Genomic DNA, 16,130 nt, shown 5'->3' with positions numbered 1-16,130 from the left:
TGGAGACGGTATGACCAAGGGCACGGACGCGCACGCCGCCGACAGCCACGAGATGATCCGGGTCCACGGCGCGCGGGTGAACAACCTGAAGGACGTCAGTGTCGAGATCCCCAAGCGCCGGCTGACGGTGTTCACCGGTGTCTCCGGCTCCGGCAAGAGCTCGCTGGTGTTCGGCACCATCGCCGCCGAGTCGCAGCGGCTGATCAACGAGACGTACAGCGCGTTCGTGCAGGGCTTCATGCCGACGCTCGCCCGCCCCGAGGTGGACGTGCTCGACGGGCTGACCACCGCGATCATCGTGGACCAGCAGCGGCTCGGCGCCGACCCCCGCTCCACCGTCGGCACCGCCACCGACGCCAACGCCATGCTGCGCATCCTGTTCAGCCGGCTCGCCGCCCCGCACCTCGGTCCGCCCAGCGCGTACGCCTTCAACGTCGCGTCGGTGCAGGCCAGCGGCGCGATCAAGGTGGACAAGGGGGCCCGCCGGGCGGAGAAGGTCACCTTCAGCCGCACCGGCGGGATGTGCCCGCGCTGCGAGGGCCGGGGCGCGGTCACCGACATCGACCTCACCCAGCTCTACGACGAGACCAAGTCGCTGCGCGAGGGCGCCCTCACCATCCCCGGTTACAGCGTGGACGGCTGGTACGGCCGTATCTACACCGGCTGCGGCTTCTTCGACCCGGACAAGCCGATCGTCAAGTTCACCAAGCGCGAGCTGCACGACCTGCTCCACAAGGAGCCCACCAAGATCAAGGTGGAGGGCATCAACCTCACGTACGAGGGCCTGATCCCGAAGATCCAGAAGTCCTTCCTCTCCAAGGACGTCGACTCGCTCCAGCCACACGTCCGCGCCTTCGTGGAGCGGGCCGTCACCTTCACCGTCTGCCCCGACTGCGAAGGCACCCGGCTCAACGAGGGCGCCCGCACCTCGAAGATCGACGGCGTGAGCATCGCGGACGCCTGCGCGATGCAGATCACCGACCTCGCCGAATGGGTACGCGGCCTCGACGACCCCTCGGTCGCCCCGCTGCTCACCGCGCTGGGCCACAGCCTCGACTCGTTCGTGGAGATCGGCCTCGGCTACCTCTCCCTCGACCGCCCCTCCGGCACACTGTCCGGCGGCGAGGCCCAGCGGGTGAAGATGATCCGCCACCTCGGCTCCTCGCTCACCGACGTCACGTACGTCTTCGACGAGCCCACCACCGGGCTGCACCCGCACGACATCCAGCGGATGAACGGCCTGCTGCTGCGCCTGCGCGACAAGGGCAACACCGTGCTGGTCGTGGAGCACAAGCCGGAGACGATCGCCATCACCGACCATGTGGTCGACCTCGGTCCGGGCGCCGGTACGGGCGGCGGTGCCGTCTGTTTCGAGGGCACGGTCGAGGGGCTGCGGGCCTCGGACACCGTCACCGGACGCCATCTGGACGACCGGGCCTCGCTGAAGAAGACCGTCCGCAAGGCCACCGGCGCGCTGGAGATCCGGGGCGCGGACGCCAACAACCTGCGCGGGATCGACGTGGACATCCCGCTCGGGGTGCTGGTCGCGGTGACGGGCGTCGCCGGGTCCGGCAAGAGTTCGCTGGTGCACGGGTCGGTGCCCCAGGGGGAGGGGGTCGTCTCCGTCGACCAGGGCGCGATCCGGGGATCGCGGCGGAGCAACCCGGCAACCTACACAGGGCTGTTGGACCCGATCCGCAAGGCGTTCGCCAAGGCCAACGGGGTCAAGCCCGCGCTGTTCAGCGCCAACTCCGAGGGCGCCTGCCCCACTTGCAACGGCGTCGGGGTGGTCTACACCGACCTCGCCATGATGGCGGGCGTCGCCACGACCTGCGAGGAGTGCGAGGGGCGGCGCTTCCAGGCGGCGGTGCTGGAGTACCGGCTCGGGGGCCGCGACATCAGCGAGGTGCTGGCGATGCCGGTCAGCGAGGCGGAGGCGTTCTTCGCGGAGGGCGAGGCCCGTATCCCGGCCGCGCACCGCATCCTGACCCGCCTCTCCGACGTGGGCCTCGGCTACCTCACCCTCGGCCAGCCGCTCACCACCCTCTCCGGCGGCGAACGCCAACGGCTCAAACTGGCCACGCACATGGGGGACAAGGGCGGTGTGTACGTCCTGGACGAGCCGACCGCCGGACTCCACCTCGCCGATGTCGAGCAACTCCTCGGCCTGCTCGACCGGTTGGTGGACTCCGGGAAGTCCGTCATCGTCGTGGAGCACCACCAGGCGGTGATGGCCCACGCGGACTGGATCATCGACCTGGGGCCGGGCGCGGGACACGACGGCGGACAGGTGGTCTTCGAGGGGACGCCGGCGGAGCTGGTGGCGGACGGCTCGACGCTCACCGGGCGGCACTTGGCGGAGTACGTGGGGGAGTGAGGGTCGCTGACCGGGGCTTGCGGCCGGCCGCCGCCCGGCCCGGCCCTGGTCAGAGCATGTCGCGCATCCGCACGATCTCGCTGGTCTGCTGGGCGATCACGTCGTCGGCCATCTCCTCGATCTGGAGGTTGTTGCCCTGCGCCTTCACCTCGGTGGCCATGGTGATCGCGCCTTCGTGGTGGGCGATCATCAGCTTGAGGAAGAGCCGGTCGAACGCCTTGCCCCTGGCTGCGCGCAGCTCGGTGAGCTGGGCTTCGGTCGCCATGCCGGGCATGGTGCCGTGGTCGTGGGCGATGCTGCCCTTGCCGTTGGTGGCCAACCAGCCCCGCATGGCGCTGATTTCGGGGCCCTGGGCGGCGGAGATGCGCTCCGCGATGCGCTTGACCTGCGTCGACTCGGCTCTCTTCGGGGCGAGTTCGGTCATCGTCAGGGCCTGGGTGTGGTGGGCGATCATCATGTGGGCGTAGGAACGGTCGGCCGCGTTGGGGGAGTTGTCGTCCTCGCGCTGCTCGGCGGCGTCGTCGGCGGACATCGTGCGGTTGGCCTCACCCGGTTTGCCGGGGGCGATGACCGAAGGGCCGCTGCGCGTCGGGGACTTGGCGTCGGAATCGCCGGAACCTGAGCAGCCGCCGACCACGAGCACGGCCGTGGCCGCCAGGAGGGCCGGGGTGAGGGAGGCGCGGCGATGCGGCACGGGGGGCTCCTGCCTTCATGGGGGTGCGGGTACCGACCGTCCTAGCACTCTTCCGCCCGCGAATGACCGAGAACCTCCGGACGCGACTCATTTGCGCCCTGTTGACCTGTCCATGACGCGGTCGATACTGCGGGGAGTGTGAGCCGCGCCCCACGTCCGGCATCAGGGAGGAAGCAGTGACCCTGTCCCACGATCCCCGAACCCGTCGCAGACGCCTGGGAGTTGCCGCCGCCGCGGCTGGTCTCCTGGCCGCGCTGCTCACCACCGCCCCGGCCTCCGCCACCCCCGACCCCGGCGACACCCCCGCCGCCGGACAGCGGGTCTCCCAGAGCGAGGCGGCCGAGGTGCGCGAGGCGATCGCGGACGGCGAGATACCGGGCCAGGACGAGATCGTCCACTCGGCCAACATCGAGCACCTCACCAACGTCCCCAAGGACGCCCTCCCCGGCCTCAACACCGACCTCGCCTTCCAGGGCCGGTACGCCTACGCCGGCAACTACGACGGCTTCCGCATCTTCGACATCAGCGACCCGAAGGCGCCGAGGACGGTCGCGCAGGTGCTGTGCCCCGGCTCGCAGAACGACATCTCCGTCAGCGGCAACCTGCTCTTCCTCTCCACCGACTCCTCGCGCAGCGACAACTCCTGCGCGAGCACGACCCAGCCCGCGACCGAGAAGTCGTCGTGGGAGGGGATGAAGATCTTCGACATCAGCGACAAGGCGAACCCGAAGTACGTCGCCGCCGTGGAGACCGCCTGCGGCTCCCACACCCACACGCTGGTGCCCGAGCGGGAGAACGTGTACATCTACGTCTCCTCGTACTCGCCCAGCGCCACGTTCCCCGACTGCCAGCCGCCGCACGACGGCATCTCGGTCATCAAGGTGCCGCGCCCTGCGCCCGAGAAGGCGGCCGTGGTCGGCTTCCCTGTCCTCTTCCCCGGTGAGGGCCCGGACGGTGGCGGCAACCCGGGCGCGCCCACCAACCCCGGCGTCTCCAAGACCACCGGCTGCCACGACCTGACCGTCCTGCCCTCCAAGGACCTCGCGGCGGGCGCCTGCATGGGCGACGGCATCCTGTTCTCCATCAAGGACCCCGAGCACCCGAAGGTCATCGACCGGGTCCAGGACAACGTCAACTTCGCCTTCTGGCACTCCGCGACGTTCAACCAGCGCGCGGACAAGGTCGTCTTCACCGACGAACTCGGTGGCGGCGGCGCGGCCACCTGCAACGCGGCCATCGGCCCGAACCGCGGCGCCGACGGCATCTACGACATCACCGGCCGCGGCGACCACCGCAAGCTGGTCTTCCGCAACTACTACAAGATCCCGCGCCACCAGGCAGACACCGAGAACTGCGTCGCCCACAACGGCTCCCTCATCCCCGTCAAGGGCCGCGACCTCATGGTCCAGGCGTGGTACCAGGGCGGCATCTCCGTCTGGGACTTCACCGACTCCGCCCACCCGCACGAGATCGCCTACTTCGAGCGCGGCCCGCTGACCACGGACACCCTCCAGGTGGCCGGCTCGTGGTCCGCGTACTACTACAACGGCTACATCTACTCCAACGACATCAGGAAGGGCTTCGACGTCCTGAAACTGAACGACCGCCGCACGGACTCGGCCCGCCGGGTGCATCTGCCCGAGCTGAATGTGCAGACGCAGCCGGAGTACTTCGACTGAGCGGACCTGGCTGGGATGTCATGGGTGGTTCCGGACGCTGCTCTGCGATCCGGGACCACCGGTTCGGAACATGCCGGCGTCCGCGGCCTGATCCAACGCGGCTCGTCCGAACAGAGCCCCGCTTCAGGCGAGCGGTGCTCTATCCCCGCTGCTTTCGCAGGGCGGTAAGCGTGTCGATCCGGTTCGTCGTGATCGAGTCCGCCCCCAGTGCCAGCAGCTTGCGCATCGAGTGGCCCGTGTCCGGGGTCCACACCGACAACAGGTAGCCCTCCTTGTGGACTCGGGTGGCCAGGTCCCGGTCGACCAGGGAGAAGCGGTAGTTGAGGTAGTGGGGGCGTAGGGCTGTGAGAAGGGCGGGGCGGGGGCGGGCCTTGGTGGTCCAGGTGAGGGCGAGTTCGGCCTCGGGGGCGGCCGCGCGGAGGGCCAGCAGGGACTCGGCGCCTGAGGAGTAGTAGACCCGGTCCTCCGCGCCCGCCTCGCGGACCGCGTCGAGAACCCGGTCCGCCACCCGAGGGGTCACACCTCCGCACAGGTCCACCATGACCCGCGTGCCCTCCGTTGCCGACAGGGCTTCCGCCAGGGTGGGGACGCCGCCTGCCGTCAGTTCCGTCACCTGGGCCGCCGTCAGGGACGCCAGGGGGCGGTCGACTTCCCACAGGCGTTTCAGGGTGTTGTCGTGCAGCAGGACGGGGACGCCGTCGCGGGTGAGGCGTACGTCGATCTCCACCGCGTCCGCGCCCCGGTCCAGCGCGGAGCGCAGCGAGGCGAGGGTGTTCTCGCGGAAGCGGTAGGGGTCGCCCCGGTGTGCGACGGCGGTCCAGGTCTGCATGGCGGACATTCTGGCAGCCGGGAGAGTGCCGGGAGGTCAGCCCGCCAGCCAAGCCTCCGTGTACGCGTCGATCTCCGACGAGATCCGCTCCTTGCCCGCCGCGTCCAGGAACGACGCCTCCACCGCGTTCTTCGCCAGGGCCGCCAGGCCGCGCTCGTCCAGGCCGAGGAGGCGGGCCGCGATGGCGTACTCCTTGTTGAGGTCCGTGCCGAACATCGGCGGGTCGTCGGAGTTGATGGTGACCAGGACGCCCGCGTCGGCGAACTGCTTCAGGGGGTGCTCGTCGAGGGTGCGGACCGCGCGGGTGGCGATGTTGGAGGTGGGGCAGACCTCGAGGGGGATGCGGTGCTCGGCCAGGTGGGCGAGGAGCCTCGGGTCCTGGGCCGAGCTGGTGCCGTGGCCGATGCGTTCCGCGCCGAGGGCGGTCAGGGCGTCCCAGACCGTCTGGGGGCCCGTGGTCTCGCCGGCGTGGGGGACCGAGTGGAGGCCGGCGGCCCGCGCGCGGTCGAAGTACGGCTTGAACTGCGGGCGCGGGACGCCGATCTCCGGGCCGCCGAGGCCGAAGGAGACCAGGCCCTCGGGCCGGACCCGGTCGTCCGTCGCCAGCCGGGCCGTCTCCTCCGCCGACTCCAGCCCGGCCTCGCCGGGGATGTCGAAGCACCAGCGCAGCACGGTCCCGAAGTCGGCCTCGGCGGACTTGCGGGCGTCCTCGATCGCGTCCATGAAGGCCCGGTCCTCTATGCCGCGCCGCACCGAGGAGAACGGGGTGACGGTCAGCTCGGCGTACCGCACCTGCTGCCGGGACATGTCGCGCGCGATCTCGTACGTCAGCAGCCGGACGTCCTCCGGGGTGCGGACCAGGTCCACGACCGACAGGTACACCTGGATGAAGTGCGCGAAGTCGGTGAAGGAGAAGTAGTCCGCCAGCGCCTCGGGGTCGGTCGGGACCTTGGAGTCGGGGTGCCGGGCGGCCAGTTCCGAGACGATGCGGGGGGAGGCGGAGCCGACGTGGTGGACGTGCAGTTCGGCCTTGGGCAGGCCGGCGATGAAGTCGTGCGGATCGCGGGCGGCGCTGCGCTCGGTCAAGGGAGCCTCCCCAGGCTGGTCGGACGGTGCGCCAGCCATCCTAGGACGGGGCGGCGGACCCTACGGTCGCTCAGGGAAGGGGCAGCTCCGTACGGCCCGTGCGGCGGCTCTAACATGGGCTGACAAGCTACGTGGGGGGATGAGGACGTGACGGAGCAGACGCAGCCCGACGGCGGACGAGGGACGACCGGGCAGGAGCCGGGCTCCGACCCGTGGGCGCCGCCCCAGGGGCCCTCGCTGCAGAAGAACCAGCAGGGTCCGCAGGACCAGGTGCCGCCGTCCGTCCACGACCAGGCGACCATGGCCGCCATGCCCGGCGTCGGCTTCGGCCCCCAGGCCGGTCCCACGGTGCCGCCGCAGCAGACCGGCGCCACGGTTCCGCCCCCGCCCATCGGCCCGAACGGCCCCGGTGTCCCCGCACCCCCCGTCGGCTACGGTTACCCGAGCGGCCCGGGCTACCCCGGCCCGCAGAGCTACCCCGGCGGACCGCAGGGCTACCCGGGCGCCCCCCACGGCTACCCCCACCCCCCGGCCTACGGCTGGGGCGCCCCCATGGCCCCCGCCCCGCAGAACAACGCCGGCACCGCCGCCCTGGTGCTCGGCATCCTCTCCATCGTCCTGTTCTGCCTCTACGGCTTCGTTTCCCTCGTCCTCGGTGTCATCGCCGTGATCCTGGGCGTCCAGGGCCGCAGGCGTGCCGACCGGGGCGAGGCCACCAACCGCGGGCAGGCGCAGGCGGGCTTCGTGCTCGGCATCATCGGCATCATCGTGGGCGTGGCCACGCTGGCGCTCTTCATCGGCATCCTGGTGTTCGCCGCGAACAAGGAGGACAGCCGGCAGGACGACGACCCCTTCGGCACCTCCTACAACTCCGCGCCGCAGATCCCCGCCTCACCCCGCTTCTGAGCGCAGCCGCTCCCGAGCCTCCATCAGGGCGAAGCCCAGGAGGTTCGGCCCCTTCCAGCGGGCCGGGTCCCACGCGGCCTCGTCCTGGACACTGAGCCCGATCCCCCACACCCGGTCCACCGGGCTCGCCTCCACCAGCACCCGGTCCCCCGTGCCGAGCAGATACGCGCGCAGGCCGGGGTCGGCGGCGAACTTGTGCACGCTGCCCTCGACGACGATCCGGAACCGCTCCCGGCGCCATATCTCCTCGTCGAACCCCCGGACCAGCCGCCCCGCCTTCTTCGCCCCGGCCGGATGCCCCGCGGCCAGCACCAGTCGCTCGGCGTCCGGGTCGGCGAAGAGGCGCGCCTTGGCCGCCATCATCCAGTGCTCGGCCGTCGCGTATCCGACCCCGTCCACCGTGAACGGCGCCGGCCACCACTGGCTCAGGCACCCCGCGCCCACACTCCCGTCCCGCTGCGGGCGGTGCCCCCAGAAGTGCAGGTACTTCACGGGCACCCCGGCCCGGACCGCGCCGATCAGCGCTTCCACCCCGTCGATCTTCCCCATGCACCGAAGTGTGGCAGCCGCCACTGACATTCCGTCCGGACTCGAAAGCCCCGAGTAGACAGCCCGCCGACAGATTCCGTCGCGTAACCAAAAGGCAACAACGGAATCCCTTGTTGCACTCCCGCCCCTCTGTCAGGATCGGCACTCAAATCGAGCTGGAGCCACGCCACCCGGCCCCCGAAGGGGTGTCCGGCGGAGGAGAGCGACATGCACAGACCGGGTACCGACACCCCGGAACGATTTCCCGCCCGCGACCGCTTCGCCGAGGGCGCGCAGTTCGTCGCGGGCCGCTCCGTTCCGGGCACCTCGGGCCGTACCCACGCGGTGACGGACCCGGCGACCGGCGAGGAGGTGTACCGCTACGAACTCGCCGGGGAGAGCGACGTCGACGCGGCCGTGGCCGCCGCGCGTGCCGCCTTCCCCGGCTGGGCCGCCGCCACGCCGGGCGAGCGCTCCGACGCGCTGAACCGTTTCGCCGCCGTACTCGCGGACCGCGCCGAGGACTTCGCCCGTGCCGAGTCGCTCCAGTGCGGCAAGCCGCTGAAGCTCACCCGTGAGTTCGACGTCCCCGGCACGATCGACAACACCGCCTTCTTCGCGGGCGCCGCCCGGCAGCTCCAGGGGCAGTCGGCGGGGGAGTACTCCAGCGACCACACCTCGTACGTCCGGCGCGAGCCCATCGGGGTCGTCGGGTCGATCGCGCCCTGGAACTACCCGCTCCAGATGGCCGCGTGGAAGATCCTCCCGGCCGTGGCCGCGGGCAACACCATCGTGCTCAAGCCCGCCGAGCTGACACCGCTCACCTCGCTGCTCTTCGCGCGGGCGGCCGTCGACGCGGGCATCCCGGACGGTGTGATCAACATCGTCAGCGGGACCGGGCCCGGCGCGGGGGAGCGGCTGGTCGGGCATCCGGACGTGGCGATGACGTCGTTCACCGGGTCCACCGCCGTCGGGCGCCGGGTCGCGGAGATCGCCACGGCCACCGTCAAACGGCTCCACCTGGAGCTGGGCGGCAAGGCGCCCTTCGTGGTGTTCGACGACGCCGACCTGGAAGCCGCCGCCAACGGCGCGGTCGCGGGCGCGCTGATCAACACGGGCCAGGACTGCACGGCGGCGACCCGCGCCTATGTGCAACGCCCGCTGTACGAGGCGTTCGTGGAGCGGACCGCCGCGCTGATGGAGACCGTGCGGCTCGGCGACCCCTTCGCGCCCGGCACCGACCTCGGCCCGCTGGTCTCGCACGCCCACCGTGACCGCGTCGCCGGTTTCGTGGACCGGGCCCGCGCTTACGCGACCATCGTGACCGGCGGCGAAGCCCCCGGCGGCGACCTCAAGAACGGCGCCTACTACCGGCCCACCCTGATCACCGGCGCCGGTCAGGACAGCGAGATCGTCCAGTCGGAGATCTTCGGTCCCGTGCTCGTCGTGCTCCCCTTCGACACCGACGACGAGGGGCTGCGGCTGGCCAACGACACCCCGTACGGCCTCGCCGCCTCCGCGTGGACCGGCAACGTCTACCGCGCCCAGCGGGCCACCCGCGATCTGCGGGCCGGGTGCGTGTGGATCAACGACCACATCCCGATCATCAGCGAGATGCCGCACGGCGGATACAAGGCGTCCGGCTTCGGCAAGGACATGTCGGCGTACTCCTTCGAGGAGTACACCCAGGTCAAGCACGTCATGTTCGACAACACGGCGGCCGTCCGCAAGGACTGGCACCGCACGGTCTTCGGGGACCGGAGCCACTAGGCCCCCGCCGCTTTCCGAAAGGGCACCACGCGTATGGATCAGTACGAGCCCGACCGCCTCACCCCGCCCCAGATGGCCGCCGTCCGGCGCAGTCTGCGGAGCGGGCGGGCGGCGCTCACCCGCCGGTCGCTGCTGCGGGCGTCGGCCGGAGGCGTGCTCATGGCCGGGGGCCTGGGCGGCTTGAGCGCTTGCGGCATCCCGGCGGCCGGCCGGACGCCGGGCGGCACGTCGGCGGACGACCGCTCGGCCCGGGAGAAGACCGTGAACTTCTCCAACTGGACCGAGTACATCGACGTGGACGACAGCGGCAAACGCCACCCCACGCTCGCCGCGTTCCAGAAGAAGACCGGGATCACCGTCCGGTACACCGAGGACATCAACGACAACAACGAGTTCTTCGGCAAGATCAAGCTGCAGCTCGCCGCGGGCCAGGAGACCGGCCGCGACCTGATCGTCCTCACCGACTGGCTGGCCGCCCGGCTGATCCGGCTCGGCTGGGTGCAGAAGCTGGACCCGGCGAACCTCCCGCACGCCTTCGCCCATCTCTCGCCCCAGTTCCGCACCCCCGACTGGGACCCCGGCCGCGCCTACTCCTACCCCTGGCAGGGCATCTCCACGGTCATCGCCTACAACAAGAAGGCGCTGGACGGCATCGAGGTGAGATCCGTCTCCGACCTGCTCGACAATCCCAAGCTCAAGGGCCGGGTCGGCTTCCTCTCCGAGATGCGGGACAGCGTCGGGATGACCCTGCTCGACATGGGCAAGGACCCGGCCGACTTCACCGACGACGACTACGACGCGGCGATCGCCCGGCTCCAGAAGGCGGTCGACAAGGGCCAGATACGCCGCTTCACCGGCAACGACTACACCGCCGACCTCGCCAAGGGCGACTTCGCGGCCTGTGTCGCCTGGGCCGGTGACGTGGTCCAGCTCAAGGCGGACAGCCCCGATGTGGACTTCATCATTCCGGACAGCGGATATGTCACGTCGACGGACAATATGCTGATCCCCAACAAGGCACGTCACAAGACGAACGCCGAGCGGCTGATCGACTTCTTCTACGAACCCGAGCAGGCCGCCGCGCTAGCCGCCTACATCAACTACGTCACTCCGGTCGACGACGTGAAGCCCTGGCTTGCGAAGATCGACCGGGACGCGGCGGACAATCCGCTGATCGTCCCCGACAAGGCCATGCAGGCGAAGTCCCATGCCTTCCGCTCCCTGAGCCAGAAGGAAGAGACGGCCTACGAAGAGAAGTTCGCGAAGCTCACAGGGGCGTGACGAGGATGAAGACGACCACAGACGGCAGCGGCGACGTCCGCCTCACCGGCATCGGCAAGACGTACGGCTCCTTCACCGCCGTGCACCCGCTGGACCTCACCGTGCCCCAGGGCTCCTTCTTCGCGCTGCTCGGCGCCTCCGGCTGCGGCAAGACCACCACCCTGCGCATGATCGCCGGGCTGGAGGAGCCGACCTCCGGGACCGTGCACCTCGGCGACCTGGACGTCACCGGGCTGCCCCCGTACAAGCGGCCGGTCAACACGGTCTTCCAGTCCTACGCCCTCTTCCCGCATCTCGACATCTTCGAGAACGTCGCCTTCGGCCTGCGCCGGCGCGGCATCAAGAGCGTCAGGAAGCAGGTCGAGGAGATGCTGGAGCTGGTCCAGCTCGGGGAGCAGGCGCGCAAGAAGCCGCACCAGCTCTCCGGCGGCCAGCAGCAGCGCGTCGCCGTCGCCCGCGCCCTGATCAATCACCCCAAGGTGCTGCTGCTGGACGAGCCCCTCGGCGCCCTCGACCTCAAGCTGCGCCGCCAGATGCAACTGGAGCTCAAGCGCATCCAGACCGAGGTCGGCATCACCTTCGTCCATGTCACGCACGACCAGGAGGAGGCCATGACCATGGCCGACACGGTCGCCGTGATGAACGCGGGCCGCGTCGAGCAGCTCGGCTCGCCCACCGAGCTGTACGAGAACCCGCGCACCACATTCGTCGCCAACTTCCTCGGCACCTCCAACCTGATCGAGGCCGAGGTCGACTCCCGCGGCGGCGGTGACATCGTGCTGCGTGCCGGGGACGGCAAGCTGCTGCTGCCCGAGGCGCGATGTCCCGCGCCCGCCCCGGCCGGCGGCAAGCTGCTGGTCGGCATCCGGCCCGAGAAGATCGCGCTCACCCACGCCGACGACGCGGGCTCGGTCCCCGAGGGCCGCAACCGCCTCACCGGCACCGTCGCGGACGCCAGCTTCATTGGCGTCTCCACCCAGTACGTGATCGACAGCCCCGTCGCGGGCGCGCTCGCGGTGTACGCGCAGAACGTCGAGCGGGACACCCGGCTGGTGCCCGGCGCCGAGGTCGTCCTGCACTGGAACCCGGCGCACACCTTCGCGCTCGACGCGGCCCAGTCCCCGCTTGCCGGGACGGTGGGCGCCGCCGGCACCGAGGAAGAGGCGGCCGTCTGATGCCGACGCTCGCCGAGGCGCCCCCGCCGCTCGCCCCGTCGGAGCCCGCGCGGCCACCCCGCGCGCGCGGCCGGTTCACCCCGTACTGGCTGCTGCTGCCCGGCATCCTGTGGCTGATCGTGTTCTTCGCGCTGCCGATGGTCTACCAGGCGTCGACCTCGGTGCAGACCGGATCGCTGGAGCAGGGCTACAAGGTCACCTGGCACTTCGCCACCTACTGGCACGCGCTCGCCGAGTACTGGCCGCAGTTCGTCCGCTCGGTGCTCTACGCGGCCGCCGCGACCGTGCTCTGTCTGCTGCTGGGCTATCCGCTGGCGTACCTGATCGCGTTCCGCGCCGGACGCTGGCGGAACCTGATCATGGTCCTGGTGATCGCGCCCTTCTTCACCAGCTTCCTGATCCGCACCCTCGCCTGGAAGACGATCCTCGCGGACAACGGACCCGTGGTGCACGCGCTGAACACCCTGCACGTGCTGGACGTGACCGGGTGGCTCGGCTGGACCGCGGGCGACCGGGTGCTGGCCACCCCGCTGGCGGTGGTGTGCGGGCTGACGTACAACTTCCTGCCGTTCATGATCCTGCCGCTGTACAGCTCGCTGGAGCGGATCGACGGACGGCTGCACGAGGCGGCCGGGGACCTGTACGCCAGGCCCTGGACCACCTTCCGCAAGGTGACCTTCCCGCTGTCGATGCCCGGCGTGGTCTCCGGCACCCTGCTGACCTTCATCCCGGCGGCCGGTGACTACGTCAACGCCGAGCTGCTCGGCTCCACCGACACCCGCATGATCGGCAACGTCATCCAGACCCAGTTCCTGCGGGTGCTGGACTATCCGACGGCCGCCGCGCTCTCCTTCATCCTCATGGCAGCGATCCTGGCCATGGTCACGCTCTACATCCGCCGGGCCGGGACGGAGGACCTCGTCTGACATGGCCGCTCTCACCTGGCTCAAGCGCCGTCTCGTCGTCGTCGCGGGACTGCTGACGCTCGCCTATCTGCTGCTGCCGAACATCGTCGTGACGGTGTTCTCCTTCAACAAGCCCAAGGGCCGCTTCAACTACGAGTGGCAGCACTTCTCCACCGACGCCTGGCAGGACCCGTGCGGGGTCGCCGACATGTGCGGCTCGCTCGGGCTCAGCCTCCAGATCGCCCTGTGGGCCACCATCGGCGCCACCGCGCTCGGCACGATGATCGCCTTCGCGCTGGTCCGGTACCGGTTCCGGGCGCGCGGCGCGGTCAACTCGCTGATCTTCCTGCCGATGGCGATGCCCGAGGTCGTCATGGCCGCCTCGCTGCTCACCCTGTTCCTCAACATGGGCGCCCAGCTCGGCTTCTGGACGATCCTGATCGCCCACATCATGTTCTGCCTGAGCTTCGTCGTCACCGCGGTCAAGGCGCGCGTGATGTCGATGGACCCGCGCCTGGAGGAGGCCGCCCGCGATCTCTACGCGGGACCGGTGCAGACCTTCTGGCGGATCACCCTGCCCATCGCGGCACCCGGAATCGCCGCGGGCGCGCTGCTGTCCTTCGCGCTCTCCTTCGACGATTTCATCATCACCAATTTCAACGCGGGCTCGACCGTCACCTTCCCCATGTTCGTCTGGGGCTCGGCACAGCGCGGAACGCCCGTTCAGATCAATGTCATCGGGACGGCCATGTTCCTCGTCGCCGTACTGTTCGTGCTGGTCTCGATGCTCGTCACCCGTAGACGCGGTCAGCGACAGGCATAAAGCCCCTTAGCTTCGTAGGGAGTTGAAATCATGGCCCCTGGAGCCATGAGCCGTGGAAAAGACAACTGGATCGCTTCCCTCTCCGAAGCCCAGCCGGTCCCCTACTGGCTGGAGGACCCCGGCAAGCCCCACCCCGAGCCCGCCCTCACCGGCACCGACACCTGCGATCTCCTCGTGGTCGGCGGCGGCTACAGCGGACTGTGGAGCGCGCTCAACGCCAAGGAGCGCGACCCCGGCCGGGACGTGGTGCTGCTGGAGGGGCGCGAGGTGGGCTGGGCCGCCTCGGGCCGCAACGGCGGATTCTGCGCCGCCTCCCTCACCCACGGCCTCGCCAACGGCCTGGCCCGCTGGCCGGACGAGATCGGCCGGCTGCACGAACTCGGCGCCCGCAACCTGGACGGGATCGAGGACGCGCTCGCCCGGCACGGCATCGACTGCGACTTCGAGCGCACCGGCGAGATCGACGTGGCCACCGAGACCTACCAGGCGTGGGAACTGCGCGACTGGCACCGGGAACTTCAGGACAAGGGCCTCGCGGACGGCATGGAGTTCCTCGACCGCGACGCCCTGCGCGCCGAGGTCGGCTCGCCCACCTTCGAGGCCGGCCTGTGGGACCGCCGAGGCGTCGCCCTGCTCCACCCCGCCAAGCTGGCCTGGGGCCTGAAGCGGGCCTGCGTCGCCCTGGGGGTCAGGGTGTACGAGCACACCCCGGCCCTGACCCTGAAGCAGTACGGCGCCGGGATGGAGGCCGGCACCCCCTACGGCACGGTCCGCGCCCGCAAGGTCGCGCTCGGCACCAACATCTTCCCGAGCCTCCTGCGCCGGGTCCGCTCCTACACGGTGCCGGTCTACGACTACGCGCTGACCACCGAACCGCTGAACGCCGAGCAGCTCGACTCGCTCGGCTGGCGGAACCGCCAGGGCCTCGGGGACGCGGCCAACCAGTTCCACTACTTCCGGCTGACCCCGGACAACCGGGTTTTGTGGGGCGGCTACGACGCGATCTACCCCTACGGGGGCCGGGTGCGCGCGGAGTACGACGACCGCCCGGAGACGTACGCCAAGCTGGCCGGGCACTTCTTCACCTGCTTCCCGCAGTTGGAGGGCGTCCGCTTCACCCATGCCTGGGGCGGCGCGATCGACACCTGCTCCCGCTTCTCGGCGTTCTTCGGCACCGGCCATCAGGGCCGGGTCGCCTACGCGGCGGGCTACACCGGGCTCGGTGTGGGCGCCACCCGCTTCGGCGCCGATGTGATGCTGGACCTGCTGGACGGCGCGGACACCGAGCGCACCCGGCTGGAGATGGTCCGCAAGAAGCCGCTGCCGTTCCCGCCCGAGCCGTTCGCCTGGACCGGGATCGCGCTGACCCGCTGGTCGCTGGCGCGGGCCGACGCGCAGGGCGGGCGGCGCAACCTGTGGCTGCGGGCCATGGACCGGCTGGGGCTCGGGTTCGACAGCTAACCAGGCTGTGTGACCCAGGTCACAGCAAAGATGCCGGTGAACCCGCGTAATGCGGACGGTCCGACCTCCCTCTCCTTCGCAGACGCACGCGCGTCCGCGAAGGAGAGGGAGGTCTTTTCATGACAGGGGCGAAGACTGCGGTGGAGTGGCTGGCGTCCGTCGCGCCGGACCCGGAAGCCTGTCGGTGGGAGTGGGAGCGCAGCCCGCTGGGGGTCGCCCTGCTGCCCGCCGGGAAGGCGTGGGACGTGCTGGTCCTGCCGGGGGAGCTGGGCTATCCGACGCTGGACGTGCTCACCCGGGTCCTCGATCAACCCGGCCCGGTGCTGGTCGACTTCGGGGGCGACCGGGTGGGCTTCTTCGTGCCGCCCGGCACCGCCGCCCGCTGGCTGGGCACGGGCATCCGCACGGCCGGGTCCGGCACCTGGATCGTCGTCCCGTACCCCGGCCGGGCGACCCAGGGGGTGCGCTGGCTGGTGCCGCCGGACGGGTCGGGCACGCTCACCGACCCCGCGCTGCTGGAACTGGCGATGCACGAGGCGGCGGCCGCGCTGGCGAGCGAGGAGGACGGGCGGCGCTCGTGACTCCTTGACGGGAACTCCCTGACCGGGGCCGTCCG

The 16,130-nt window shown here is 70.5% G+C and carries 14 protein-coding genes; 10 read left to right on the top strand and 4 right to left on the bottom strand.

Features of this window, described 5'->3' with window-relative positions:
• Positions 1–10 precede the first annotated feature (10 nt).
• Positions 11–2,377: an ATP-binding cassette domain-containing protein gene (locus ACZ3HQ_RS00130; protein ID WP_467506662.1), complete on the top strand. Its 2,367-nt coding sequence runs from the start codon at positions 11–13 to the stop codon at positions 2,375–2,377.
• Positions 2,378–2,426: 49 nt separating this feature from the next.
• Here ACZ3HQ_RS00130 and ACZ3HQ_RS00125 read toward each other — a convergent pair whose 3' ends face one another.
• Positions 2,427–3,071 carry a DUF305 domain-containing protein gene (locus ACZ3HQ_RS00125; protein WP_467506660.1) on the bottom strand — a complete coding sequence of 215 codons (645 nt, stop codon included), beginning with the start codon at positions 3,069–3,071 and terminating at the stop codon, positions 2,427–2,429.
• A 176-nt stretch (positions 3,072–3,247) separates the two neighbouring features.
• Between ACZ3HQ_RS00125 and ACZ3HQ_RS00120 the strand changes: the two genes are divergently transcribed.
• Entirely contained in the window at positions 3,248–4,750 is a 1,503-nt protein-coding gene (locus tag ACZ3HQ_RS00120) for an LVIVD repeat-containing protein (RefSeq protein ID WP_467506658.1), read from the top strand.
• Between the two features lie 139 nt (positions 4,751–4,889).
• Here ACZ3HQ_RS00120 and ACZ3HQ_RS00115 read toward each other — a convergent pair whose 3' ends face one another.
• Together ACZ3HQ_RS00115 and ACZ3HQ_RS00110 are read right to left on the bottom strand one after the other, a co-directional pair.
• Positions 4,890–5,579: a glycerophosphodiester phosphodiesterase gene (locus ACZ3HQ_RS00115; protein WP_467506656.1), complete on the bottom strand. Its 690-nt coding sequence runs from the start codon at positions 5,577–5,579 to the stop codon at positions 4,890–4,892.
• 36 nt (positions 5,580–5,615) lie between these two features.
• Complete coding sequence (locus ACZ3HQ_RS00110) at positions 5,616–6,704, bottom strand: adenosine deaminase (protein ID WP_467506655.1); 1,089 nt, start codon at positions 6,702–6,704, stop codon at positions 5,616–5,618.
• 108 nt (positions 6,705–6,812) lie between these two features.
• Here ACZ3HQ_RS00110 and ACZ3HQ_RS00105 point away from each other — a divergent pair, with 108 nt between their 5' ends.
• Entirely contained in the window at positions 6,813–7,571 is a 759-nt protein-coding gene (locus ACZ3HQ_RS00105; protein WP_467506653.1) for a DUF4190 domain-containing protein, read from the top strand.
• Here ACZ3HQ_RS00105 and ACZ3HQ_RS00100 read toward each other — a convergent pair.
• Positions 7,557–8,150 carry an NADAR family protein gene (locus tag ACZ3HQ_RS00100; protein WP_467506651.1) on the bottom strand — a complete coding sequence of 198 codons (594 nt, stop codon included), beginning with the start codon at positions 8,148–8,150 and terminating at the stop codon, positions 7,557–7,559. The genes ACZ3HQ_RS00105 and ACZ3HQ_RS00100 overlap by 15 nt on opposite strands.
• A gap of 177 nt (positions 8,151–8,327) precedes the next feature.
• Here ACZ3HQ_RS00100 and ACZ3HQ_RS00095 point away from each other — a divergent pair, with 177 nt between their 5' ends.
• The 7 genes from ACZ3HQ_RS00095 to ACZ3HQ_RS00065 all read left to right on the top strand — a co-directional run bounded on the left by ACZ3HQ_RS00095 (position 8,328) and on the right by ACZ3HQ_RS00065 (position 16,095).
• Positions 8,328–9,869, top strand: coding sequence for a gamma-aminobutyraldehyde dehydrogenase (locus ACZ3HQ_RS00095; RefSeq protein ID WP_467506649.1), 1,542 nt, complete (start codon positions 8,328–8,330; stop codon positions 9,867–9,869).
• A 33-nt stretch (positions 9,870–9,902) separates the two neighbouring features.
• Positions 9,903–11,150 (top strand): polyamine ABC transporter substrate-binding protein, encoded by a 1,248-nt coding sequence (locus ACZ3HQ_RS00090; protein WP_467506647.1) that lies wholly within the window; start codon positions 9,903–9,905, stop codon positions 11,148–11,150.
• Positions 11,151–11,155: 5 nt separating this feature from the next.
• Entirely contained in the window at positions 11,156–12,325 is a 1,170-nt protein-coding gene (locus ACZ3HQ_RS00085) for an ABC transporter ATP-binding protein (RefSeq protein WP_467506645.1), read from the top strand.
• Positions 12,325–13,251 carry an ABC transporter permease gene (locus ACZ3HQ_RS00080; RefSeq protein ID WP_467506644.1) on the top strand — a complete coding sequence of 309 codons (927 nt, stop codon included), beginning with the start codon at positions 12,325–12,327 and terminating at the stop codon, positions 13,249–13,251. The genes ACZ3HQ_RS00085 and ACZ3HQ_RS00080 overlap by 1 nt, the downstream gene beginning before the upstream one ends.
• A gap of 1 nt (position 13,252) precedes the next feature.
• Positions 13,253–14,053 carry an ABC transporter permease gene (locus tag ACZ3HQ_RS00075; protein WP_467506642.1) on the top strand — a complete coding sequence of 267 codons (801 nt, stop codon included), beginning with the start codon at positions 13,253–13,255 and terminating at the stop codon, positions 14,051–14,053.
• A 30-nt stretch (positions 14,054–14,083) separates the two neighbouring features.
• Positions 14,084–15,514, top strand: a complete 1,431-nt coding sequence (locus tag ACZ3HQ_RS00070) for an NAD(P)/FAD-dependent oxidoreductase (protein ID WP_467506640.1) — start codon at positions 14,084–14,086, stop codon at positions 15,512–15,514.
• Between the two features lie 119 nt (positions 15,515–15,633).
• A complete protein-coding gene (locus tag ACZ3HQ_RS00065) occupies positions 15,634–16,095 on the top strand; it encodes a hypothetical protein (protein ID WP_467506638.1) in 462 nt (153 codons plus the stop codon).
• The last annotated feature ends 35 nt before the right edge of the window (positions 16,096–16,130 follow it).

The sequence above is a fragment of the Streptomyces sp. NPDC018263 genome, from assembly GCF_055562575.1.
Note: the sequence above shows the minus strand (reverse complement) of the source record. Positions and strands in the feature narration are given on the sequence as shown.